Origin of the sequence: Streptomyces sp. NPDC001410, assembly GCF_042895235.1 — a bacterium.
Taxonomy (GTDB): domain Bacteria; phylum Actinomycetota; class Actinomycetes; order Streptomycetales; family Streptomycetaceae; genus Streptomyces.
In genome coordinates this window covers 245,088-263,754 of the sequence record NZ_JBIAWE010000003.1, presented here as the reverse complement: position 1 = coordinate 263,754, position 18,667 = coordinate 245,088, and the positions used below count along the sequence as shown (strand labels likewise).

At 70.6% G+C, this 18,667-nt stretch carries 17 protein-coding genes, 2 pseudogenes and 1 riboswitch; of the genes and pseudogenes, 7 read left to right on the top strand and 12 right to left on the bottom strand.

Features of this window, described 5'->3' with window-relative positions; genetic code table 11:
* Positions 1 to 83 precede the first annotated feature (83 nt).
* On the top strand, positions 84 to 662 hold the full coding sequence (locus tag ACFY3C_RS07830; RefSeq protein WP_390770128.1) for a histidine phosphatase family protein: 579 nt from the start codon (positions 84 to 86) through the stop codon (positions 660 to 662).
* Positions 663 to 668: 6 nt separating this feature from the next.
* Here the strand turns inward: ACFY3C_RS07830 and ACFY3C_RS07825 are convergent, their stop codons facing one another.
* From ACFY3C_RS07825 to ACFY3C_RS07805, 5 genes are all read right to left on the bottom strand, one after another.
* A complete protein-coding gene (locus ACFY3C_RS07825; protein ID WP_390770127.1) occupies positions 669 to 1,022 on the bottom strand; it encodes a hypothetical protein in 354 nt (117 codons plus the stop codon).
* A gap of 92 nt (positions 1,023 to 1,114) precedes the next feature.
* Positions 1,115 to 1,867, bottom strand: a complete 753-nt coding sequence (locus ACFY3C_RS07820) for a CbtA family protein (protein ID WP_386577640.1) — start codon at positions 1,865 to 1,867, stop codon at positions 1,115 to 1,117.
* 21 nt (positions 1,868 to 1,888) lie between these two features.
* Entirely contained in the window at positions 1,889 to 2,110 is a 222-nt protein-coding gene (locus tag ACFY3C_RS07815) for a CbtB-domain containing protein (RefSeq protein WP_086692985.1), read from the bottom strand.
* A 36-nt stretch (positions 2,111 to 2,146) separates the two neighbouring features.
* A riboswitch (cobalamin riboswitch) is annotated at positions 2,147 to 2,289 on the bottom strand.
* A gap of 116 nt (positions 2,290 to 2,405) precedes the next feature.
* Entirely contained in the window at positions 2,406 to 4,589 is a 2,184-nt protein-coding gene (locus ACFY3C_RS07810; protein WP_386577639.1) for an MMPL family transporter, read from the bottom strand.
* A gap of 778 nt (positions 4,590 to 5,367) precedes the next feature.
* Entirely contained in the window at positions 5,368 to 6,900 is a 1,533-nt protein-coding gene (locus tag ACFY3C_RS07805; RefSeq protein ID WP_390770126.1) for a hypothetical protein, read from the bottom strand.
* Between the two features lie 157 nt (positions 6,901 to 7,057).
* Between ACFY3C_RS07805 and ACFY3C_RS07800 the strand changes: the two genes are divergently transcribed.
* Positions 7,058 to 8,167, top strand: a complete 1,110-nt coding sequence (locus ACFY3C_RS07800; RefSeq protein ID WP_390770125.1) for a sensor histidine kinase — start codon at positions 7,058 to 7,060, stop codon at positions 8,165 to 8,167.
* Positions 8,168 to 8,171: 4 nt separating this feature from the next.
* Positions 8,172 to 8,843 carry a response regulator transcription factor gene (locus ACFY3C_RS07795; protein ID WP_390770124.1) on the top strand — a complete coding sequence of 224 codons (672 nt, stop codon included), beginning with the start codon at positions 8,172 to 8,174 and terminating at the stop codon, positions 8,841 to 8,843.
* Between the two features lie 210 nt (positions 8,844 to 9,053).
* Here ACFY3C_RS07795 and ACFY3C_RS07790 read toward each other — a convergent pair.
* The 3 genes and pseudogenes from ACFY3C_RS07790 to ACFY3C_RS07780 all read right to left on the bottom strand — a co-directional run.
* Positions 9,054 to 9,254: pseudogene (locus ACFY3C_RS07790) on the bottom strand (Tn3 family transposase); the annotation flags it as partial.
* Positions 9,255 to 9,465: 211 nt separating this feature from the next.
* Positions 9,466 to 11,946, bottom strand: coding sequence for an FtsX-like permease family protein (locus tag ACFY3C_RS07785; protein ID WP_390770123.1), 2,481 nt, complete (start codon positions 11,944 to 11,946; stop codon positions 9,466 to 9,468).
* A 2-nt stretch (positions 11,947 to 11,948) separates the two neighbouring features.
* Positions 11,949 to 12,695, bottom strand: a complete 747-nt coding sequence (locus ACFY3C_RS07780) for an ABC transporter ATP-binding protein (protein WP_390770355.1) — start codon at positions 12,693 to 12,695, stop codon at positions 11,949 to 11,951.
* Between the two features lie 193 nt (positions 12,696 to 12,888).
* Here ACFY3C_RS07780 and ACFY3C_RS07775 point away from each other — a divergent pair, with 193 nt between their 5' ends.
* From ACFY3C_RS07775 to ACFY3C_RS07765, 3 genes and pseudogenes are all read left to right on the top strand, one after another.
* Positions 12,889 to 13,524, top strand: coding sequence for a TetR/AcrR family transcriptional regulator (locus tag ACFY3C_RS07775; protein ID WP_390770122.1), 636 nt, complete (start codon positions 12,889 to 12,891; stop codon positions 13,522 to 13,524).
* Positions 13,525 to 13,697: 173 nt separating this feature from the next.
* A pseudogene (locus ACFY3C_RS07770) lies at positions 13,698 to 14,177 on the top strand (fumarylacetoacetate hydrolase family protein); the annotation flags it as partial.
* Positions 14,174 to 14,914, top strand: coding sequence for an SDR family NAD(P)-dependent oxidoreductase (locus ACFY3C_RS07765; RefSeq protein WP_390770121.1), 741 nt, complete (start codon positions 14,174 to 14,176; stop codon positions 14,912 to 14,914). The pseudogene ACFY3C_RS07770 and the gene ACFY3C_RS07765, both read left to right, overlap by 4 nt.
* Before the next feature lie 80 nt (positions 14,915 to 14,994).
* Here ACFY3C_RS07765 and ACFY3C_RS07760 read toward each other — a convergent pair whose 3' ends face one another.
* A complete protein-coding gene (locus ACFY3C_RS07760) occupies positions 14,995 to 15,582 on the bottom strand; it encodes a rhodanese-like domain-containing protein (protein ID WP_386577638.1) in 588 nt (195 codons plus the stop codon).
* 81 nt (positions 15,583 to 15,663) lie between these two features.
* Between ACFY3C_RS07760 and ACFY3C_RS07755 the strand changes: the two genes are divergently transcribed.
* Entirely contained in the window at positions 15,664 to 15,951 is a 288-nt protein-coding gene (locus tag ACFY3C_RS07755; protein ID WP_389172933.1) for a metal-sensitive transcriptional regulator, read from the top strand.
* 35 nt (positions 15,952 to 15,986) lie between these two features.
* Here ACFY3C_RS07755 and ACFY3C_RS07750 read toward each other — a convergent pair whose 3' ends face one another.
* From ACFY3C_RS07750 to ACFY3C_RS07740, 3 genes are read right to left on the bottom strand one after another with little or no spacing between them, the layout of a single operon-like run.
* Positions 15,987 to 16,733: a sulfite exporter TauE/SafE family protein gene (locus ACFY3C_RS07750; protein WP_390770120.1), complete on the bottom strand. Its 747-nt coding sequence runs from the start codon at positions 16,731 to 16,733 to the stop codon at positions 15,987 to 15,989.
* Complete coding sequence (locus ACFY3C_RS07745) at positions 16,730 to 17,119, bottom strand: rhodanese-like domain-containing protein (protein WP_390770119.1); 390 nt, start codon at positions 17,117 to 17,119, stop codon at positions 16,730 to 16,732. The genes ACFY3C_RS07750 and ACFY3C_RS07745 overlap by 4 nt, the downstream gene beginning before the upstream one ends.
* 26 nt (positions 17,120 to 17,145) lie before the next feature.
* On the bottom strand, positions 17,146 to 18,513 hold the full coding sequence (locus ACFY3C_RS07740; RefSeq protein WP_390770118.1) for a rhodanese-like domain-containing protein: 1,368 nt from the start codon (positions 18,511 to 18,513) through the stop codon (positions 17,146 to 17,148).
* Between the last annotated feature and the right edge of the window lie 154 nt (positions 18,514 to 18,667).

Genomic DNA, 18,667 nt, shown 5'->3' with positions numbered 1-18,667 from the left:
ACGGCCGCAACGCATGCCCGTACCGTCGTAGGCACGCAGTCCAGGACACCCCGCCCCGCGGCGGAAGCAGGAGGAAAAACCGCGTGACCAGCCGTGTCACTCTCATCTCACCCGCGACCACGCCCTCGCTGCGGCGGGCCCGTTTCGACGACGGCGACTCGATCGAGGACAGCGCGGCGGCACGGGCCAGGTCGGCGGCCGGGTCCCTGCCCGCAGCAGGCCGCCTCCTCGCCTCTCCCAGCGTGCGCTGCCGGGAGACGGCCGCCGCGCTCGGCCTCGACGCCTCGGTGGAACCGGAGCTCTCGGGTCTGGACGTGGGCCGGTGGCGAGGGCGGACGCTGGACGACGTCGGTGCCGTCGAGCCGGAAGCAGTAGCCCGCTGGCTGGCCGATCCCGGGGCTGCACCGCATGGCGGCGAGTCGGTGCGGGAGCTGTGTGCGCGGGTCGCGCGCTGGCTGGAGACGAGTGGGCCGGCGGACGGCAGGACGATCGCCGTGGTGGAGCCCGAGGTCGTACGGGCTGTGGTGGTGCACGCGTTGGGCGCACCCGAGGCGGCGTTCTGGCGCCTCGACGTCCCGCCGCTCACGGCGACGGAGGTCACCGGCCGGTCCGGGCGCTGGAACGTGCGGCTCGGACACGGCCTCGCCCAGCCTGGCGAGTGACAGCGGTCAGAAGGTCGCGTCCCGATGGCGACGCAACAGTGCCGCTATCGCGCACCGCAGGCAGTCGGTGTCCGTGTCGCCGGTCGTGCCGTGGTTGACGTGGCAGTCGGGCATCGCCCGCCGGCCCGGGCCCTCATCCCGGGTGCCGCATACGGTCGTTGGGCCACCGACCAGGGCCTCCAGCTCGTCGAGCAGTCTCTCGGTCCGCTTGACCTGCTGGGCGAGCACCCGTACGCGCGCGCTCTGGCCGCCGATCTGGCGTCGGCTGGCGATGAGTTGGGCGTACTCCTCCATGGTCAGGGCGACCGCCTCACGTCCGCCGAGCGTGATATGGCGCGGTTCGGGACGTTGTCTGGCCACTCGGCTCCTCCGCTCGTCGCCTCCGCCGGTGTCCCGGAAACGCGAGAGGGCCCCCGGACGGTTCCGAAGGGCCCTGTCGTGTCCTGAAGGGATCAGTGCGTGGCGGGAACTCTTCGCCCGGACGCGGCGGTCGCGGGCTTCGGGTTCAGCTGCCGCTCGGCCAACTCGCCGAAGAGCAGGCCGAATCCGCCCCACAGAACGGCCTGGATGGCCAGTGCGGAGAGGCGGAACCGCCACAGCAGGGTGGCCGGGAAGTCCTTCGGCACCTCGTTGACGACCGGCAGGAAGGCGTAGGCCAGGCCGATCGCGACGGCGAAGGCGGCGACCGCGAGGACAGTCGCGTACCAGGTGCCCAGGGTGGGTGCGAGGCGCTTGCCCAGGATGGTGGCGGCGACCGCCAGGAGCACGCTGAGCAGCATCATCAGGAAGTACAGGGTCGTCCGCCTGCCGATGGTGTCGGGCTCGCCGACCGACGGCGGGTTGGCCGGGTACTTCAGGAACGGGACGACGTACACGGCGAGCAGCGCGCAGCCGGACAGCAGCAGTGCGGTCGCCCGCGGGCTGAAGCGGCCGACACGGCCGAGCGCGACGCAGAAGGCGAGCGCGGCGATGCCGCCGAAGGCGACCCCGTAGACGAGGACACCGGTGGCGAGGCCCAGGGTGGACTGCAGGGAGCGGGAGACGACCTCCATCCCGTGCTCGTGAGTGTGGGCGTCCTCGAAGCTGATCGCGCTGTCGACGTTCGGCTCACCCAGGAAGTAGGCGGCGACCAGGGCGAGCACGCCGGCGGCCAGGCCGGCGAGCATGCCCCGGACGAGAAGGTTTCTCACGGTTGCGGAGTTCATGGCTGAGCGGCGTCCCTCGCGTCAGTGGCAGGGGAAGCCGAGCAGGTGGCGTGCGTCGTGCACCCACTCGTGGACGTCCGTGCCGTTGAACACGGAGGTGGCGCCCTGCTCGGCACCGACGAAGTACAGCAGGACGAGCATGAGGATGCCGAAGAAGACCGCCCACGGAGCGATCGCCTTGAGCGGCAGCGTGGCGGGAACGGCGGGGGTGGTGGCTGTCGGCTGGGCGACGGTCTGCGCCATGGCAGGACCTCCTCTGGGAGTTCGCGTCCCATCTCGGTGGTGCACATGACGACGGCCACGGGTCTGACTCACGGGACACCCAGGGGTGTTCCGCATACAGTGGCGCGACCGTTCCGGATTCCCACCGGCTTCCGTCTCGCCGTCGTCGATATCGGACAGACCGTACCGCGTGGCGCGTGCATGGCCAAGACCGCGTCGTCCTTCGTGATCTTCCTCTCGCGTCGGCCGCTGCGATGACGGCGGGTCGGGTCTGCCGGGCTGTGCGGCCCGGCAGACCTGCTCCGTCCTCGTGCCGCTAGCCGCGGCGGCCCGACGGATCGGGTGCAACCGTGTCCCGGTTCTGGCCGGGAACCGAACCGGTGTCAGGCGATCCGGCACCGGCCGCTTCCCGTGCCTGGTCCCCGTGGCCCGGCCACCACGCCGCGTGGCCGATCAGCGCGGTGAGGCTCGGCGTGAAGAACATCGCCATCACGAAGGCGGCGACCGCGATGCCGAAGGAGACCGCGAAACCCATCTCCGTCAGCAGCGAGTTGCCCGCCAGCATCATGGTGGCGAAGGTAGCCGCCAGGATGAAGCCGGCCGCCGCCACGGTCGGCCCGGCGTGCCGGAGCGCCATGCCGGCCGCCTCGCGGGGCTCGCGGCCCTCGCGGGCCTCCTCGCGGAGCCGGGCGATCATGAGGATGTTGTAGTCGGTGCCGATGGCGACCACGAACAGGTACATGATCACCGGGAGCATGAACATCAGACCCGAGTGCCCCTGCCCCTCCTGGAAGATCCAGACCGTGGCACCGAGGGTGGCACCGAAGCCGAGGCCCACCGAGGCCATCAGGTACCAGGGGGCGACCACACTGCGCAGCAGCAGCCCCAGGATGATCATGATGAGGAGGGCGGCGACGGGGAAGACCGTCCGGTAGTCGTGATTGACGGCCGTGGCGATGTCCTTGTAGATCGAGGACATGCCGCCGACGACGGCTTCGGTGCCCTTGGGGGCGTCGGAGTGCGCGACGTCGCGCACCTCGCCCACGGCATCGATCGCCTTGTCCGTCGACGCCTCGTACTTGAGCGTGACGGTGAAGTCGGCGGTGGTGCCGCCCTTGTTCAGCTGGGTAAGGCGGGCGTTCGCGACGCCGTCCACAGCCCCGAGCTTCTGCGCGTACGCGTCCAGGCCGGACTTGTCCAGCTGCTGGCCGTCGGTGCTGGACAGGAAGACGTCGGTGGGTGCGGCGGCGCCCGCCGAGTACGCCTTCTGCATCTCGTCCTGGACGACCATGGACTCCTTGGTCTTGGGCATGGAGCCCGCCGCCAGGTCGAACGTGGCGTTGAAGCCGAGGGTGCCGAGCGACAGTGCGACCAGGACGAGGCCGGACACCGCGGCGGTCAGCGCCGGACGGCGCTGCACGCCGCGGCCGAGGGCGGCGAACCGGGCGTTCTCCGGCTCCCGCTGCCAGGACTTGGAGGGCCAGAAGACCTTCGGTCCGATGAGCGAGACCACGGCCGGGATCAGGGTCAGGCCCGCGACCAGCGTGGCGGCGACCGCGATGGCGAGTGCCGGGCCCATCTGCTTGAGGAAGCCGAGCGTGGACAGCACCAGCGCGAGGAAGGCGATGATGACCGCTCCGGCGGCCGAGGCGATGGCCTCGCCGACCCGGTCGACCGCGTTGATCATGGCCTGTTTCGGCTCGTCGCCGGCGCGCAGGCGCTCGCGGTAGCGGAACATCAGGAAGAGGAAGTAGTCCGTGCCCACGCCGAAGAGCACGACGATCAGGATCGACGAGATCGAGCTGTTGGCCTGCAGGTCGAACAGCTTGGTGGCGTAGGCGATCAGGCCGTTGGCGACGGCCGACACCAGGCCGATCAGGACCAGGGGGAGGATCGCAAGGATCGGCGCACGGAAGATGATCAGCAGGGTGACCAGGATGATCGCGAAGGTGCCGATACCGATCAGTGCCTGGCCCCGCTTGGACGAGTCCTGCTGGTCCAGGGCCTGCGCGGCCGAGCCACCGAGCTTGACGTCGAGGTTCGTGCCCTTGGCCAGTTCCTTGACGTCGTCGCGCAACACCTTGGCCGCGTCGATCTGTTTGGGCTGGCCGGCGTTCTTGCTGTCCATCTGCACCAGGGTCAGGTCATACCTGCCGTCCTTGGACGGCTGGCCGGGGACGACCTTCTGCACCTGGTCGATGTGCTTGTTGCCCAGCTGTGAAGTGATCCGGGCGATGTCCTGTTTGTCGGCGGCGGTGAGCTTGCCGCCGTCGGTGCGTTGGTACAGCGCGATCGCGGACGGGGTGAAGGCGCTGGGGAACGCCCTCTCCTGTAGCTCCGCCGCTTTGATCGACTCGTAACTCTTTGGCAGGAAACTGCTCTCGTCGCTGTTCGAGGGCAGGCTCGGCGCGGTGGCGACGATCGCCACCGCCGCGATGAGCCATGCCACGATCGTCCAGACGGGATGACGGACGACGGCATTCCCAATGCGTCGGAACATGCGGAAGGTCCTCCTGGACAGGAAGATCACCGCAGCCCGGGGAGCGGACCCTGGCATCGGCGACCCTGACCGGCCGTCACTTTAGGGGCCGGTCGAATGGTTGTCTTGAGATGCGATCGTAGTGACCGCACGCCGAGATCATTCCATCGTGTGACGCCCGACCGAGAAAAACCCTTCTCTTTTCAGTCATGGCTGTTCATTCGGGGCTTGAGACGTGAACTCCCGCCCGATGGGTGGGAGTTGGAACACCTTGCTGCTCGCGCACAGGGACGCCCCATAGTCGTGCCTACCGCACGCCACTGTCCGGATCCGCTTCCGGCGTACGGACTCCCCCAGCGCTCACATGCCGTGCGCCGTCGGCGCCCGTGAGGCATGCGCACTCGCCGGGGACCAGGCATCAGGAGTCACCAAGCGAGTACTCGTCGACGAAGCCATCGGAGTCGTCGGCCGCGCCCTTGTGCCGCAGTCCTGCGTCGGGCGGGCGCGAAAGCCGTCGTCGCCGACGCCCATGGCGAGCGCATCTACAAAGAGTTCACCAGAGAGCACGTTGAGCAGGCCGTGGAGCAGCGCCGAACCTCGCGTGCATAGGAGTTTGGGCATCGACGCACGCGACTACGGATATTGCCAGCCTGATCGGGCGTCATACCATGGCGGCAGTCTCGCCGAACCCCGGCGCACAGCGTCGTCACTTTGCCGCCCCGGTCGCTCGCAACGTCGCCGCATTCCGGCAGCCCGCGGTGAGGGCGCAGGAACTCGTGGGCTTCTGCGCCCTCATGGGTCACCTCCAGTCCCCGGGCCGCTCGGCCCGCTGATCGCTCTGCGGCAGGCGGCACAGAGCAAGCCCCAGCAGCATCACCGTGTACGCACACAGCACAGCGATCCCGGCCCACCACGGAAGCGGGAAGTATCCGGCGGAGGGCGCATAGTGGGCGACGACCTGCGGATATTCGATGAGGGTCTGCTGGGCGGCGAATCCGGCGGCCGGAGTGGCCCGCAGCAGCCACTGTGACAGGCCGTCGGTCAGCAGCGGGAAGGAGGTCACAACGTATGGGACCACGATCGCGAGGACGGCGGCGAGGACCGCGAGCCAGGCCCGCCGGAGCAGGGCGCCGAGCGCGAGAGCGAGCACAGCGGCGAGGGCGAGCACAGCGGCCGTGCCGACGACGACCCGCACTCCGGTGAGCGCGGACATTCCGACGACAGGGATCCCGTTCCCCTTCAGGATCGCCAGGCCGGTCGGGATCACCGTGCCCACGGCCAGGAGACCGGTCACGAACGTGACGGCTCCGACGACGATCGCCTTCGCCGCGAGCTCCCGGCGGCTGACCGGAGCGCCGCCCGTGGGTCCGCGGCGGTACGCGGAGGTGATGAACCGCACCGCGACCACGAGCACGATGAGCAGCCCGAGGGCCAGGCCGCCGAGGGTACGCTCCACTGGGCGGCCGCCGTTCTCGGTACCTCCCGGCCCGATGTCGCCGGTGCCGGTGACGGTGATCGTGCCGTTCGCCTCAACCGCCCCGGACGCCTTGTGGTACTTCTCCCAGTCGGTCTGGTTCATCTCGCCGACGGCGTCGCTGTTCCAGCCCCGGGCGGAGGCCGCACCCTTGAGGCCGACGTGGTCGAAGACACCGCCGGCCTGCGTGAAGCGCACCTCTTCCGTGGCGCCGCCGAGGCCGACACGCCGCAGCGTCAGGTCGCCGGGAGAGGTGGCGAACAGTCCGACTTGCATGGTCTTGGGCAGCCCGGACAGCTGCGCGGTGCCGACCTTCGCCCACCGCTCGCCGTCGGCGGACTCATAGCCGGTGACGGTGTCGCCCGACCGCGTCAGCCGCAGCCAGCGCGGCGACTTGGCCGAGACCCCACCGTCGCTGCCTGCGGTGTCATGGCGGTAGTCGTACTGCATCCGCACGCCGTGGCTGCCCGTGAGCATCAACGCCGCGTAGGAGGATCCCTGGCGGACACCGTCCTTGATGATGATCCCGGCCTTCGCCCACGGCACCAGGCCCGGGACGATCTGGTCATGGTTCGGCGGCGGGTAGGTGATCGTGCCCGTCATGGACGTCATCCGGACCGTGATGCTGCCGTTCTCACCCAGATCGCGATGCAGGAAGTAGAACTGGTCGTTGACGAGGGAGCCGTCCGGCCCGGTTGGTTCAGCCGGGCACGGGCCTTCGCAGGACGCATGGTTGCCGAACGCGTAGAGCAGACCGATGGTGACGACGACCAGGGCCGCAACCGCCATCGCGATCAGTCGGCCCGGACGTCGGAACCTGGTCCACTCACGTCGGAGCAGTTCGTTGGTCGTCAGCATGGACCCGGTTCTACGGATTCGGCCGTAACGTGGTCCGAACTGCCCCTGTCATGTCGCTGTTAGGTGCGGCGGGGCATCCTGAGTCCGGCCGGACCTGAGCGGGAAGAGGAACATGGGCAAGGTGCGGAGCGGGACCGTCGGACGGCGATTCACGATCTTGTACGCTGCGGGATTCCTCGGGTCCGGAATCGTGCTGCTCGCCCTGACCTACCTGATGTCCGGTGTCCGGGTGACCAGCGTCGCTCCCGAACAGCCCCCGACCGGCCAGTCGAGCCTCGCCGCCACCGAGCAGCAGATCCGGGATCTGGAGAGGCAACTCTCGGACGTGCATGGGCAGCAGGACCACCAGCTGATGGTCGGCTCGCTGATCGCGCTGGTGGTGATGGTGGGCGTCTCGCTCCTGCTCGGCCGGGCCCTCGCCGGCCGAGTGCTGCGCCCGCTGCGGCTGATCACCACGGCGACGCGGCGGATCTCCGCAGAGAACCTGCATCAGCGGCTCGCCGTGGCCGGACCCGTCGACGAGGTCAAGGAGCTCGCCGACACGGTCGACGGTCTTCTGGAACGCCTCGAAGCCTCGTTCGTCGCGCAGCGCCGGTTTGTCGGCAACGCCTCGCACGAACTGCGTACGCCGCTGGCGACGATGCGGGCGTCGCTGGACGTGGCCGTCGCCAAACCGGAGCCCGCGGCGCAGACTGTCGCGCTCGCCGGCCGGTTGCGGACCGAGCTGGACCGAGTGGATCACCTGCTGGACGGATTCCTCGTCCTTGCCCGGGCGCAGCACGGCACCCTCACCGACCGGACCCCCGTGTCGCTCGGCGAGCTGGCGCGGGAGGCGCTGACCGCCCGGGCCGCCGACATCGCCGCGAAGACGCTGACCGTCGACGACGAGGTACGGCCGAACGCCTGGACGCGGGGCAGCCCGGCGCTGCTGACCCGGTTGGTGGAGAACGTGGTCGACAACGCGATCGTGCACAACCAGGAGAGCGGCTGGATCCGGATCACCACCGAACACGACGACACCGAGGCACGCCTCGTCGTCGAGACCGGCGGGCACGTCCTCGACCAGGGCCAGGTAGACCGGCTGACGCAGCCGTTCGAGCGGCTCGGCGCCGACCGGACGGGATCGGAGGGGAGTTCCGGCCTGGGGTTGTCGATCGTCGCAGCGATCGTCGCAGCCCACGGCGGCCGCCTCGCCCTCCTGGCCCGGTCGGAGGGCGGCCTGTGCGTTGCGGCGGCGCTGCCGTCGGCGGCCGGGTCGGAAAGGTGACATCGTGAGGGTTCTGGTCGTGGAGGACGCGCGGTCGCTCGCCGAGGTCGTCGCCGAGGGACTGCGGGATCAGGGGATGGCCGTCGACGTCACGCACGACGGTCTGGCTGCCGCTGCCAAGCTCGACCTGAACGCGTACGACGTGGTGGTCCTCGACCGCGACCTGCCCGGCATCCACGGCGACACGCTCTGCCAGATGATCACCGAGCGGGACGATCGCGCGATGGTGCTGATGCTGACTGCGGCTGGGGCGCCCGGCGACCGGGTCAGCGGTCTCACCCTCGGCGCCGACGACTACCTTGCCAAGCCCTTCCACTTCCCGGAGCTGATCCTGCGCATTCGGTCCCTGGCCCGCCGCAGGCCGGCCGCCCGGGCCCGCACGCTGCGCGCCGCCGGCCTCGAACTCGACCCGATACGCCGGACCGCCCTCCGCGACGGCCGTCCGCTGGAGCTGTCCGTCAAGGAGTTCGCCGTCCTGGAGGCGCTGCTGCGCGCCAGTCCAGGCTTCCTGAGCACGGAGGCCCTCCTGGAACAGGTGTGGGACGAGAACGCCGACCCGTTCACCAACACGGTGACCGTCACCATCGGCCGGTTGCGTCGCAAGTTGGGCAGCCCGCCGGTCGTCACGACGACGCCCGGGGTGGGCTATCGCATCGCCGAGGCTCCGACCGTCTGACAGACCTCTGATCGGCCGGAATCACAGCGGTCCGGATCCCTCCGGGCCCCGTCGCTGTCCTGGATTTCCTCGCCCAGTCCCTTCCCGCGCCCCGCTCAACGACCGTCCGGACTGCAGGGCAGGGGCCACCTGCAGCCCGTACGTAGTCTCCTCGGCGGGGCCGGGGCCAGCGCTGCGGCAGCGCCCGTCGCTCCTCTCCGTCGTCGTCACGTCGAGCTCGACCGCATCCAGGTCACGCAGAGGCCGCAGCCCATCGCGGGACAGGGACGTGAAGCTGCAGCGGCCCAGCACATTGAGGTTCTGGTGCTTCAGCGGCGACAGCCGCGCGATCTCCTCCTCGCGGATCTCGTGGCCCTCGGGGCGGAGCTGGGCGACCGCGGCGTCGATGTAGCGGGTCGTCGACAGCACCACTCAGAGCCGGCGTGGTGCCGGGATTCACGACCTGCTCGAGGGTCGGCCTGCCCATCAGCGAGGGCACCTGGGATGATGCTGCCGCTGCGCACAGCCTCGGGCCCGAGCGCCGCACTGCCGACGCCAAGTAGGCGACGTCAGTATGCGGTCCGCTCCCGGCAGAGAGCGGCACCACACCGCGCAAGCTTTTTGCGGGAACGGTTCTGTGTGGCTAGTCGCGGGTGCCGACGAGCTGAACCGTCCTGGCGCGCAGTGCCGCGCTGACGGGCAGCACGGTTCCGGCCACGGCGAGCAGCGTGGACATGACAGTGATGCCAGTGATCGCTGCGTAGGGCACCGTGATGGGGGTTGTGCCGAACAGCTGGTGCAGTGCGCCCCCCAAACCGGTGAGGTTGAGCGCGGTCGCGATCAGTGCCAGTGCCACCCCGATGGCGGTCACCAGGAGCGATTCAGCAATGAAGAACCGCATGACCTGTTTCGGGGTGGCTCCGGCCATCCGGAGCACCGCCAGATCGCGTCGCCGGTCGGCGGTCGCCATGAGCAGGGTGTTGAGGATCGCGATGAAGCAGAACATCACGACGATCACGGTGATGGAGCGCTGCCGCACCTCGGTCAGGTGGCGCGTGTAGGCGCTCTCCGAGGCGACCAGCTGGTCCCTGGTGATGAGGCGGGCTCCGGTTCCGGCGACCGCCTGGCGGATTGCCGTGGTCGCGGCGGTGCGGTCGGTGCCGGACTCCAGTGAGATGTAGGCGCGCCGCGCGAGTCCGTCGCGGGCGTAGACGGCGGTCTTGGCGAACCGCTGGGGCAGATAGGCGACGTCCTCGCCGCGCAGCGCATGGTAGGTGGCCGCGATGCGCAGGTCGGCCTCTTCGCCGTCGGCCATCAGGACCTTGAGCGTCGAGCCGACCTTCATGCCCCACAGATCGGCCACGACCGTACTGTTGTCGTCCAGGGCGTCCAACGAGCCGTCGACCACCTTCAGGTCCATCATCCGCTTCAGCGCGGCACTGTCCACGACGAGCCCGTCGTTCACCTCCAGCCGGTCCTCGTCGTGGGTGTAGATGGTGGTGAGGATGGGGGCCGCGACCTGCACGCCGTCGATACGGGAGACCTTCTCGACGACCTGCGGGCTGATACCCGAAGTGCCGTCGGGGGCGAGCACATACTCCGACCTCACCTGGTTCTGCAGTCCGTTCTCGCGTGCCGCACCGAGCGCGTCGGTGGCGGCCAGCAGCGAAAATGTCAGGCCGACGGTGAGCAGGACGGGCGCGGCTGTAGCAGCGGTGCGCCGCCGCGAGGTCAGCACGCTCTCCCGTACGAGCATGGCGATGGGTCCCGAGAAGCGGCGCAGCGGCCACATCAACAGCCGGGTGAACGGTCCGACGGCGAGCGGTGCGAGTACAGCGGCGGTCACAACCGGAACCAGCAGCGAGAGAGCGTAGGCGCTGGGCGAGAGGACCATGGCGGGGTCGCCGAGCGCGATCCAGGCAGTCAGCCCGGCTCCGCAGACCAGCCCGATGGCGCCGAGCAGCAGTCGCCCGGGAGTCATCCCGGAGTCGTCGACCGCCGCCTCGCGCAGCGCCTCGACGGGACGGATGGTGCCGGCCCGCCGGGCGGCGACGGTCACACCGCAGAGCGCCACCAGGACGCCGACCAGGAAGGCGGCGGCGAGAGGCGCCAGCACGGTCCAGTGCAGCGAGGGTTCGATGCGGAACCAGGGTGGTGAGACACCCATCCCGATGAGCATGTCGGCGAGCAACTGCGCGCCGAACAGGCCGAGTACCGTACCCACCACCGACGCGAAGCCGCTGACCAGCAGCGCCTCGTTCCGTATCATCCGGCGCACCTGTCGGGGGGTGGCACCCACAGTGCGGAGCAGGGCGACCTCGCGGCGGCGCTGAATCACTGCGAAGGCGAAGGTGGAGGCCACCACGAACACCGCTGTGGTGCCCGCCACACTGGCCATCACCGGCACCAGGGTGATGGTGTTGTCCAGCGCCTCGCGGTCGCGGTCCTCGCTGGCGTCGGCCTTGTGACGGTCCTGTCCGGTGAGCACCTCGGCGTCCTTGCCGACTGCCTCGCGCAGCTTGTCGATCGCACCGAGTGCGACCAGAGCGTCGATCCGTGGGGCCAGGCGGGCCGCTTCGGCGTCGGTGAAGAAGACCGCGTCCTCCCAGTCGACCGGAGTGACGGTGCCGCTCACTGTGTACGATCCGACGCCCGCGGCGGTCAGCACGGTCACCTTGTCTCCGGTCCGCGCCTGGCCGGAAGCGACGACGATCTCCCTGTCGGAGGCGGGCGCGCGGCCCTCCTGCAACGTGTACCCGCCGAACCGTGCCACCGGCCAGGGATGCCCGACCTGGTCCTTGGGGCCGCCTTCGAGCTGGGCGTAGAAGGCCCGGTCCACCACGGTGCCGCCGGTGCCGGAGACCTTCCGCAGCAGATCCTGCGATACGCCCTTGGCCTGCGGCAACGAGCGGACGCCGAGGTCGTGGTGGGCGGGATTCCACGCCGAGTCGGAGGGCATCACCACGGCCGGGGCGTCGGCGAACCGCTCCACAGGTCGGTCCGGCAGATCGAGCGTGGTCGTCAGCAGCAAGCCCATGGCCGCGACCTGGGCGACCCCGAGTACCAACGCCACAACGGTGCCGAGGAACGACACCCAGCGACCCCGCAGGGTCTGGAAAGCCACTCCTAGCACTTCGGCACCGCCAGCTCGGTCATCCGCGCGGCGACCGCTTCGGACGTGGGAGAGATCAGTTCGCCGACCAGGCTGCCGTCGGCGAGGAACAGCACCCGGTCCGCAAACGAGGCCACGTTCGGATCGTGCGTGACCATCACCACCGTGCTCAGTCCGTCGTCCGCCGGTCTGTCGACCAGTTTCCGCAGTACATCCAGCAGTTCGCGTCCCGTGGTGAGGTCGAGCGCGCCGGTGGGTTCGTCGGCGAAAAGCACGGCTGGGCGGGTCACCAGCGCGCGGGCGACGGCGACACGCTGCTGCTGGCCGCCGGAGAGCTGACTGGGACGGCTCCCTGCCTTCTTCTCCAGCCCCACCTGGGCGAGTGCCTGCTGCACCGTCCGCCGATCGGGCTTGCGCCCGGCCAGCCGCACCGGCAGCGCCACATTCTGCTCGGCGGTCAGCGAGGGCAGCAGGTTGAAAGCCTGGAAGACAAAACCGGTCGACTCCCGGCGAAATTCGGTGAGTTGGGTCTCGCTCAGCCCCGCGATATCCGTCCCGTCGATGAACACCCGGCCCGACGAGGGCCGGTCCAGGGCGGCGGCACACTGCAGCAGCGTCGACTTCCCCGAGCCGGACGGCCCCATGACGGCGGTGAAGCTCCGCTTCGGAATGGAGATGTGGATGTCGCGCAGCGCGGTCACCGCACTGTCGCCCGATCCGTAGGTCTTGGTCAGCGACTCAAGCCGTACTGCATGGTCCATGGATCCCCCGTCAATGACTGTGATGGCGGGATCGCTGCCGGTCCGCACAGTGCCGCGGAACGGACGATCCAGCTGCTCAATGCACCTTGTGTACGATGTCCACATTGCGGCGCCGCAGCGGGCACCACACCGTGAGGGCGGACGCTTCGCAGGTTACACAGCTATGTGGACGACGTCCACAAAAGGAGTGGCGATGACCGGGACCGGCGCAAGGAAGCGCGACACCTACCGGCACGGCAATCTGCGGAACGCACTCATCCAGGCCGGACTCGAACTGGTCCGCGACGGCGGGCCGGACGCGGTGGTCCTGCGCGAGGTCACCCGGCGGGTGGGCGTGGTCCCCAACGCCGCCTACCGCCACTTCGCCGACCGCAACGCCCTTCTGCGCGCCATCCGCCAGGCCGCGCTGGCCCAACTGGCCGCCGCCATGGAGACGGAGCTGGCGGCCCTGCCTCCGGCCGACGACCCGGTCGAGTCCGCCCGCGCCCGCATCCGCGCCCTCGCCACCAGCTACCTGCGCTTCGCCCAGGCCGAATCGGGGCTGTTCCGCGCCGCGTTCTCCACCACCGACATGGCCGACACCGAAAACGAATCCGCCGACGGCCCCGGCGGCTTGACCGCGTTCCAGCTTCTGGGCGCGGCCCTGGACGACCTCGTCGAGAGCGGCGCCCTGCCCCCCGGCCGCCGCCCCGGCGCCGAATACTTCGTCTGGTCCGCCGTGCACGGCCTGGCCGTACTCCTCATCGACGGCCCCCTGCGCGGCCTGCTTCCCGTACAAGCCCAAGAAGCCGGACAACGGCTCATGGACTCGATCGAACGCGGTATCTGATCCGGACCCGCGGGACTCAAGAACTTTTGCTCCACAGTCGCCTGACCGGGCCGGCGCTCACCCCCTGTACCGCGCTTGGCGGGCTCGCCTTCACCGTGGGCGGCGTACGGCTGCGTCTGCGCCGCGAGAAAGACCGGGCCCGCGGCCGCCAACCTCGTCTTCATCGCCCCCTCGACGACTGGTCCGCACGCGGCCTCCAGTCCCGCGAGATGCAGGTCAACCTCGGCCCCTGCAAGGGCAAGGACACCGCCACCACCCTCGGCCCGTACCTGGTCACCGCCGACGAGCTGGAGCCGTACCGGGACGCGGACGGCTTCCTGCGGCTCGCGCTGACCGCCTCGGTGAACGGCGAGGTCGTGGGCGAGGACCTGCTGTCGAATATGAGCTGGACTTTCGAGGAGATGGTCGCCTACGCCTCCCGGGGCACGTGGGTGCGCCCAGGAGACGTGCTCGGCTCCGGCACCTGCGGCAACGGCGGCTGCCTCGCGGAGCTGTGGGGCCGGCGCGGGGAGCGCATTCCGTCCCCGCTGAAGCCCGGCGACACCGTCGCCCTCACCGTCGAGGGTCTCGGCTCGGTGTCCAACACCGTGGTCGCGGGCGACGATCCGGTGCCGCTGTCCACCGCCCGTCGCCGCACCCGGGAGCGGCCGTGACCGGCCCGCGCGGCAGGGGGCTCCTGGGCAAGGTGGTCGTCGTTCCGGGAGCCCGGGGGCAGGGTGCCGCCGAGGCCGAGGCGCTCGCCCGCGAGGGCGCGCTGGTCGTCGCGACAGACATCGAGCCGGTGGGCGGCTGCCGCCGCCTCGACGTCACCAGAGACGAGGAGTGGGCCGAACTCGCCGCCGAGCTGCGGGAGTCGTACGGCGGTGTCCACGGCCTGGTCAACAACGCGGGCGTCACCTGGCGGGCCCGCCTGGGCAAGGTGCGCCCGGAAGACCTCGCCCGGGTGCAGGCGGTCAACGTCACCGGCCCGCTGCTCGGCATCCAGCACCTTTCCCCGCTGATGCCGCCCGGCTCGTCCATCGTCGACATCGGCTCCTCCGCCGCGCTCACCGGTCACTACCCGGTCGCGTACACGGCCTCCAAGTGGGCACTGCGGGACCTGTCGAAGGCGGCGGCGACGGAACTCGGCCCGCGCGGCATCCGGGTGAGCACCGTCCACCCCGGGTTCGTCGAGACCGGGATGACCGCCTCCGCGCCGCCCGCCTTCCGCGAGGCGCACGTCCGCGAGACCCCGCTCGGCCGCACTGGTTCCGTGGCCGAGGTCACCCCGGTCGTGGTGTTCCTGCTGTCCGACGAGGCGTTCTTCATCACCGGCGCAGAGATCCCCGTGGACGGCGGTGTCACCGCGCACGGTGGCGTCGAGTCCGTCTCGGACGCGCTGCGCTCGTGAGGCGTTTCACCGTGGAGCGGCGGCTCTGCTGGTCTCCGGGGCGTCCGCGCAGTGTGCGTGGGCGCCCCGGAGCATGTGACTCAGCGGCTGCGCAGAGCGGTGAGCGTGGCGTCGAGGTCGGCCGCGCGGGGACGGTTGTGCGGCAGCTTGCCGAGCAGGGCGGCCATGCCGCAGGTGTCGGTGAGCGCGGAGAAGACGAGACCGCCCGCGACGCCCGCCGACAGGATCTGGAAGGCCGGGTGCACAAGCAGCCCGAGGCCGATGCCCACGAGGACCAGTGCGCCCGCCGTGAACCGGACCTGCCGCTCCATGCTCCAGCCGGCCCGGGTGTCACAGGCGGCGGGCTGCTCCAGGTCGTAGCCCGCCGCCGCCCAGCCGCTGGTGCCACCGGCCAGGGTGGCGGTGGGGATCCCCTGCTCCACGAGCAGCTTGCATGCGTTCTCGGAGCGGGCTCCGGAGGCGCACACAACCAGGACGTCGCCGCGGTCGGCGGCATGCCGGATCTCGGGCAGGGCGCGCCGGATCTGGTCCAGGGGGATGTTGAGCGCGCCGGGCAGGTGGCCCGAGGCGTACTCACCGGGGGTGCGTACGTCGATGACGGTCAGCTCCTGCAGCCGGGTGCGGGCCTGGTCGGTGCGGAGGGTGATGGGGGCGAGTGGGGTGCTCATGGCAGATGTGATCCTTGCTGTTCGACGCCGTCCCGTAGCGGGACGTACAGTACCCCTAGGGGTATTTATGGAGGAGTGATCGTGGAACTGGACCTCGCGAGTGCGGAGCTGAAGTCCGTCCTGAACCGGCTGCGCCGGGCGCAGGGCCAGATCTCCGGCGTGATCCGGATGATCGAGGAGGGGCGCGACTGCGAGGACGTGATCACGCAGCTCGCCGCCGCGTCGCGGGCGCTCGACCGCGCGGGTTTCGCGATCATCGCCACCGGCCTGCAGCAGTGCATCACCGACATGGAGTCCGGCCGGAAGAACGGCGAGGACCCGGAGCAGATGCGGGCCCGTCTGGAGAGGCTCTTCCTGTCGCTGGCGTGAGGGGGGGCCGGCGCGGGGTTGTGGTCGCGAGCGCATCACACCACCGTGTCGATCATCATGTACGCGGCCACGGCCAGCAGTACCAGGGCGAAGGTCCGCTGCAGCGCGTGCCCCGACACCTTCGCTCCGAGCCGCTTCCCGTCCCACGCGCCGAGGACCGCGGCCCCGGCGAAGGGCCCGATGACGGCCCAGTCCAGACCGTCGGCCGTACCGGCGCGCATCGCCAGCGCGGCCAGGGAGTTGGCGGTGATCACCAGCAGGCTGGTGCCCACCGCGTCACGCATCCGCATGCCGAGCACGCTCACCAGCGCGGGCACGGCGAGGAAGCCGCCGCCGACGCCGAGGACGCCGGTGATCGCGCCGAGCCCGGCACCCGCGGCCGCCGCCCGGTCCTGTCGCACCGGTACCGCTGTCTCCGCCGCGGCTCGGGGACGTAGCATCCGCACCGCGGCCGTTCCCGCCACCACGGCGAAGGCGGCCGTCAGAGCACCGGCGGGCAGCCGTCCGGCGAGCGCACCGCCCAGCATCGCGGGAACGATCCCGGCCGCTGCGAACAGCAGCCCGGTCCGCCATCGCACATGACCGTCCCGGGCGTGCGCGGACAGCGCCGTGGCCGAGGTGACCGTGACGATGACGAGGCTGGCGGTGGTCGCCGCGACCGGGGTGAAACCGAGCAGGTAGATCAGGGCGGGGACGGCCAGGACGCTGCCACCGCCCCCGAGCGCGCCGAGCGCCACGCCGATGACGGCACCGGCGGCCAGGGCGAGTACGACAGCGCTCACGCGACGGTCCCGTTCCCGCCCCGCGAGTCCACCATGGGCAGTCCTGCCGCTTCCCAGTCCCGCATGCCGCCTATCACGTCCACGGCCTCGGCACCGCGCGCCGCGAGCAGAACGGCCGCCTGCTGGGAGCGGTTCCCCGAGCGGCAGATCACGACGAAGGGGCCCGCCTGCGCGCCCGTGGGCAGCCCGGCCCCGGCGGCCAGCGCGGACAGCGGCAGGTGCACGGCCCGTGGCGCGTGCCCCGCCTGCCATTCATCTGGTTCGCGGACGTCCAGCAGTACGGCGTCGGCGCCGCCCTCGGCGGCACTGCCGTGACCGGTGCGGGCGGCGGCCTCCTGGACGGTCACCCGGCCCGGATCGCGCCGGTCTCGTCGGAAGATGCTCATCTTGGCTTGTCGCTCCTGTCTTGCGCTCAGGCGGTACGGACCGTGAGCCCGGCGTCCCCGGCCGCGTCGAAGCCGTCGTCCACGGCGACGACGTCGCGGCCGGCAGCGTCCAGCAGGGAGGCGGCGATGGCGGCGCGCATACCGCCCGCGCAGTGCACCCACACCGTGCCGTCGGGGATCTCGTCGACGCGGCGGTGCAGGGTGTGGACGGGTATGTGGACCGAGCCCTCTATGAAGCCGCCCGCCCGCTCCGCGGTACGCCGGACGTCGAGGACGACGACGCCGTCCGCCGGGTACTGGCGGGCGAGGTCCGCGAAGGTGGCCCGCGGAAAGGAGGCGAGGGTCTCGTTCTCACGGACCCAGTCGCCCGGTTCCCCGGTGGCGGCGGCGGCCGGCCGGTCGATGCCCACGCGGACCAGCTCTCGCTGCGCCGCGGCGAGCTGCTCGGCGGACTCGGCGAGCAGCGTGACCGGCTTGCCCCACGGAATCAGCCAGGCGAGATAGGTGGCGAGCTGTCCCTCGGCCTCGAAATTGAACGAGCCCGACACGTGCCCGGCGGCGAACGCGACCCGGTTGCGCAGGTCCACCACCCACTCCCCCGCGGCCAGCCGGGCGGCGATCTCGTCCGCGTCGGCCACGGCGGACGGGGTCAGGTCGACCGGCGCGGGCCCCGCGGCGTTGGCCGGACCCATGTGTGCGTAGTACGCCGGGATGTCGCTCAGACCGGCCAGCAGGTCGGCGACGAAGGCTTCCACGTCCCGGGTGAGGGCCGCGTTGGACGCCTTCTCCTTGCCGATCGTGCTGTGCTCCCCCTCCGTCTGCGCCGACGCGCAGAAGCTGCCGAAGCCGTGCGTGGGCAGCACGTCGGTGTCGTCGGGCAGCTCGGTGGCCAGGCGGTGCGCGGAGGCGTACTGCGCACGGGCGAGGCGCTCGGTCAGCCGCGGCTCCACGAGGTCGGGGCGGCCGACGGTGCCGATCAGCAGGGAACCGCCGGTGAACACCGAGACCGCCGTTCCGCCCTCCTCCAGCACGTAGGAAGTGTGGTGCGGAGTGTGCCCGGGCGTTGCCACGGCACGCAGGGTCAGCCCGGCGGCGGCATCGATCACCGTACGGTCGCCGTCCTCGACCGGCACGCGCTCGAAGGAGACGGCGGCCAGGGCGGGAACCAGATAGGCGGCGCCCGTGACCCGGGCCAGCTCCAGGCCGCCGGTGACGTAGTCGTTGTGGACGTGCGTCTCGACGACGTGCGAGATCCGCACCCCGCGCCGGGCCGCCGCCGCGATCACCTGGTCGATGTCACGCGGCGGGTCGACCGCCACCGCCGTCCGCTCGCCGCCCGCCAGATAGCTGCGGTTGCCGAGCCCCGGCACCTCGATCGTGTCGACGAAGAACACGAGGTACTCCCTTCCATCGAACATCCCTCGGTGAATTACCCCAGGGGGTATGTCTTCGACAGTACACGATTACCCCCGGGGGTATCTTCAGGGAGGTCGACTCGACCGATCCACCCCCTCCCGGCAGGGCCGGGTGAAACCATGGAGGCGTACG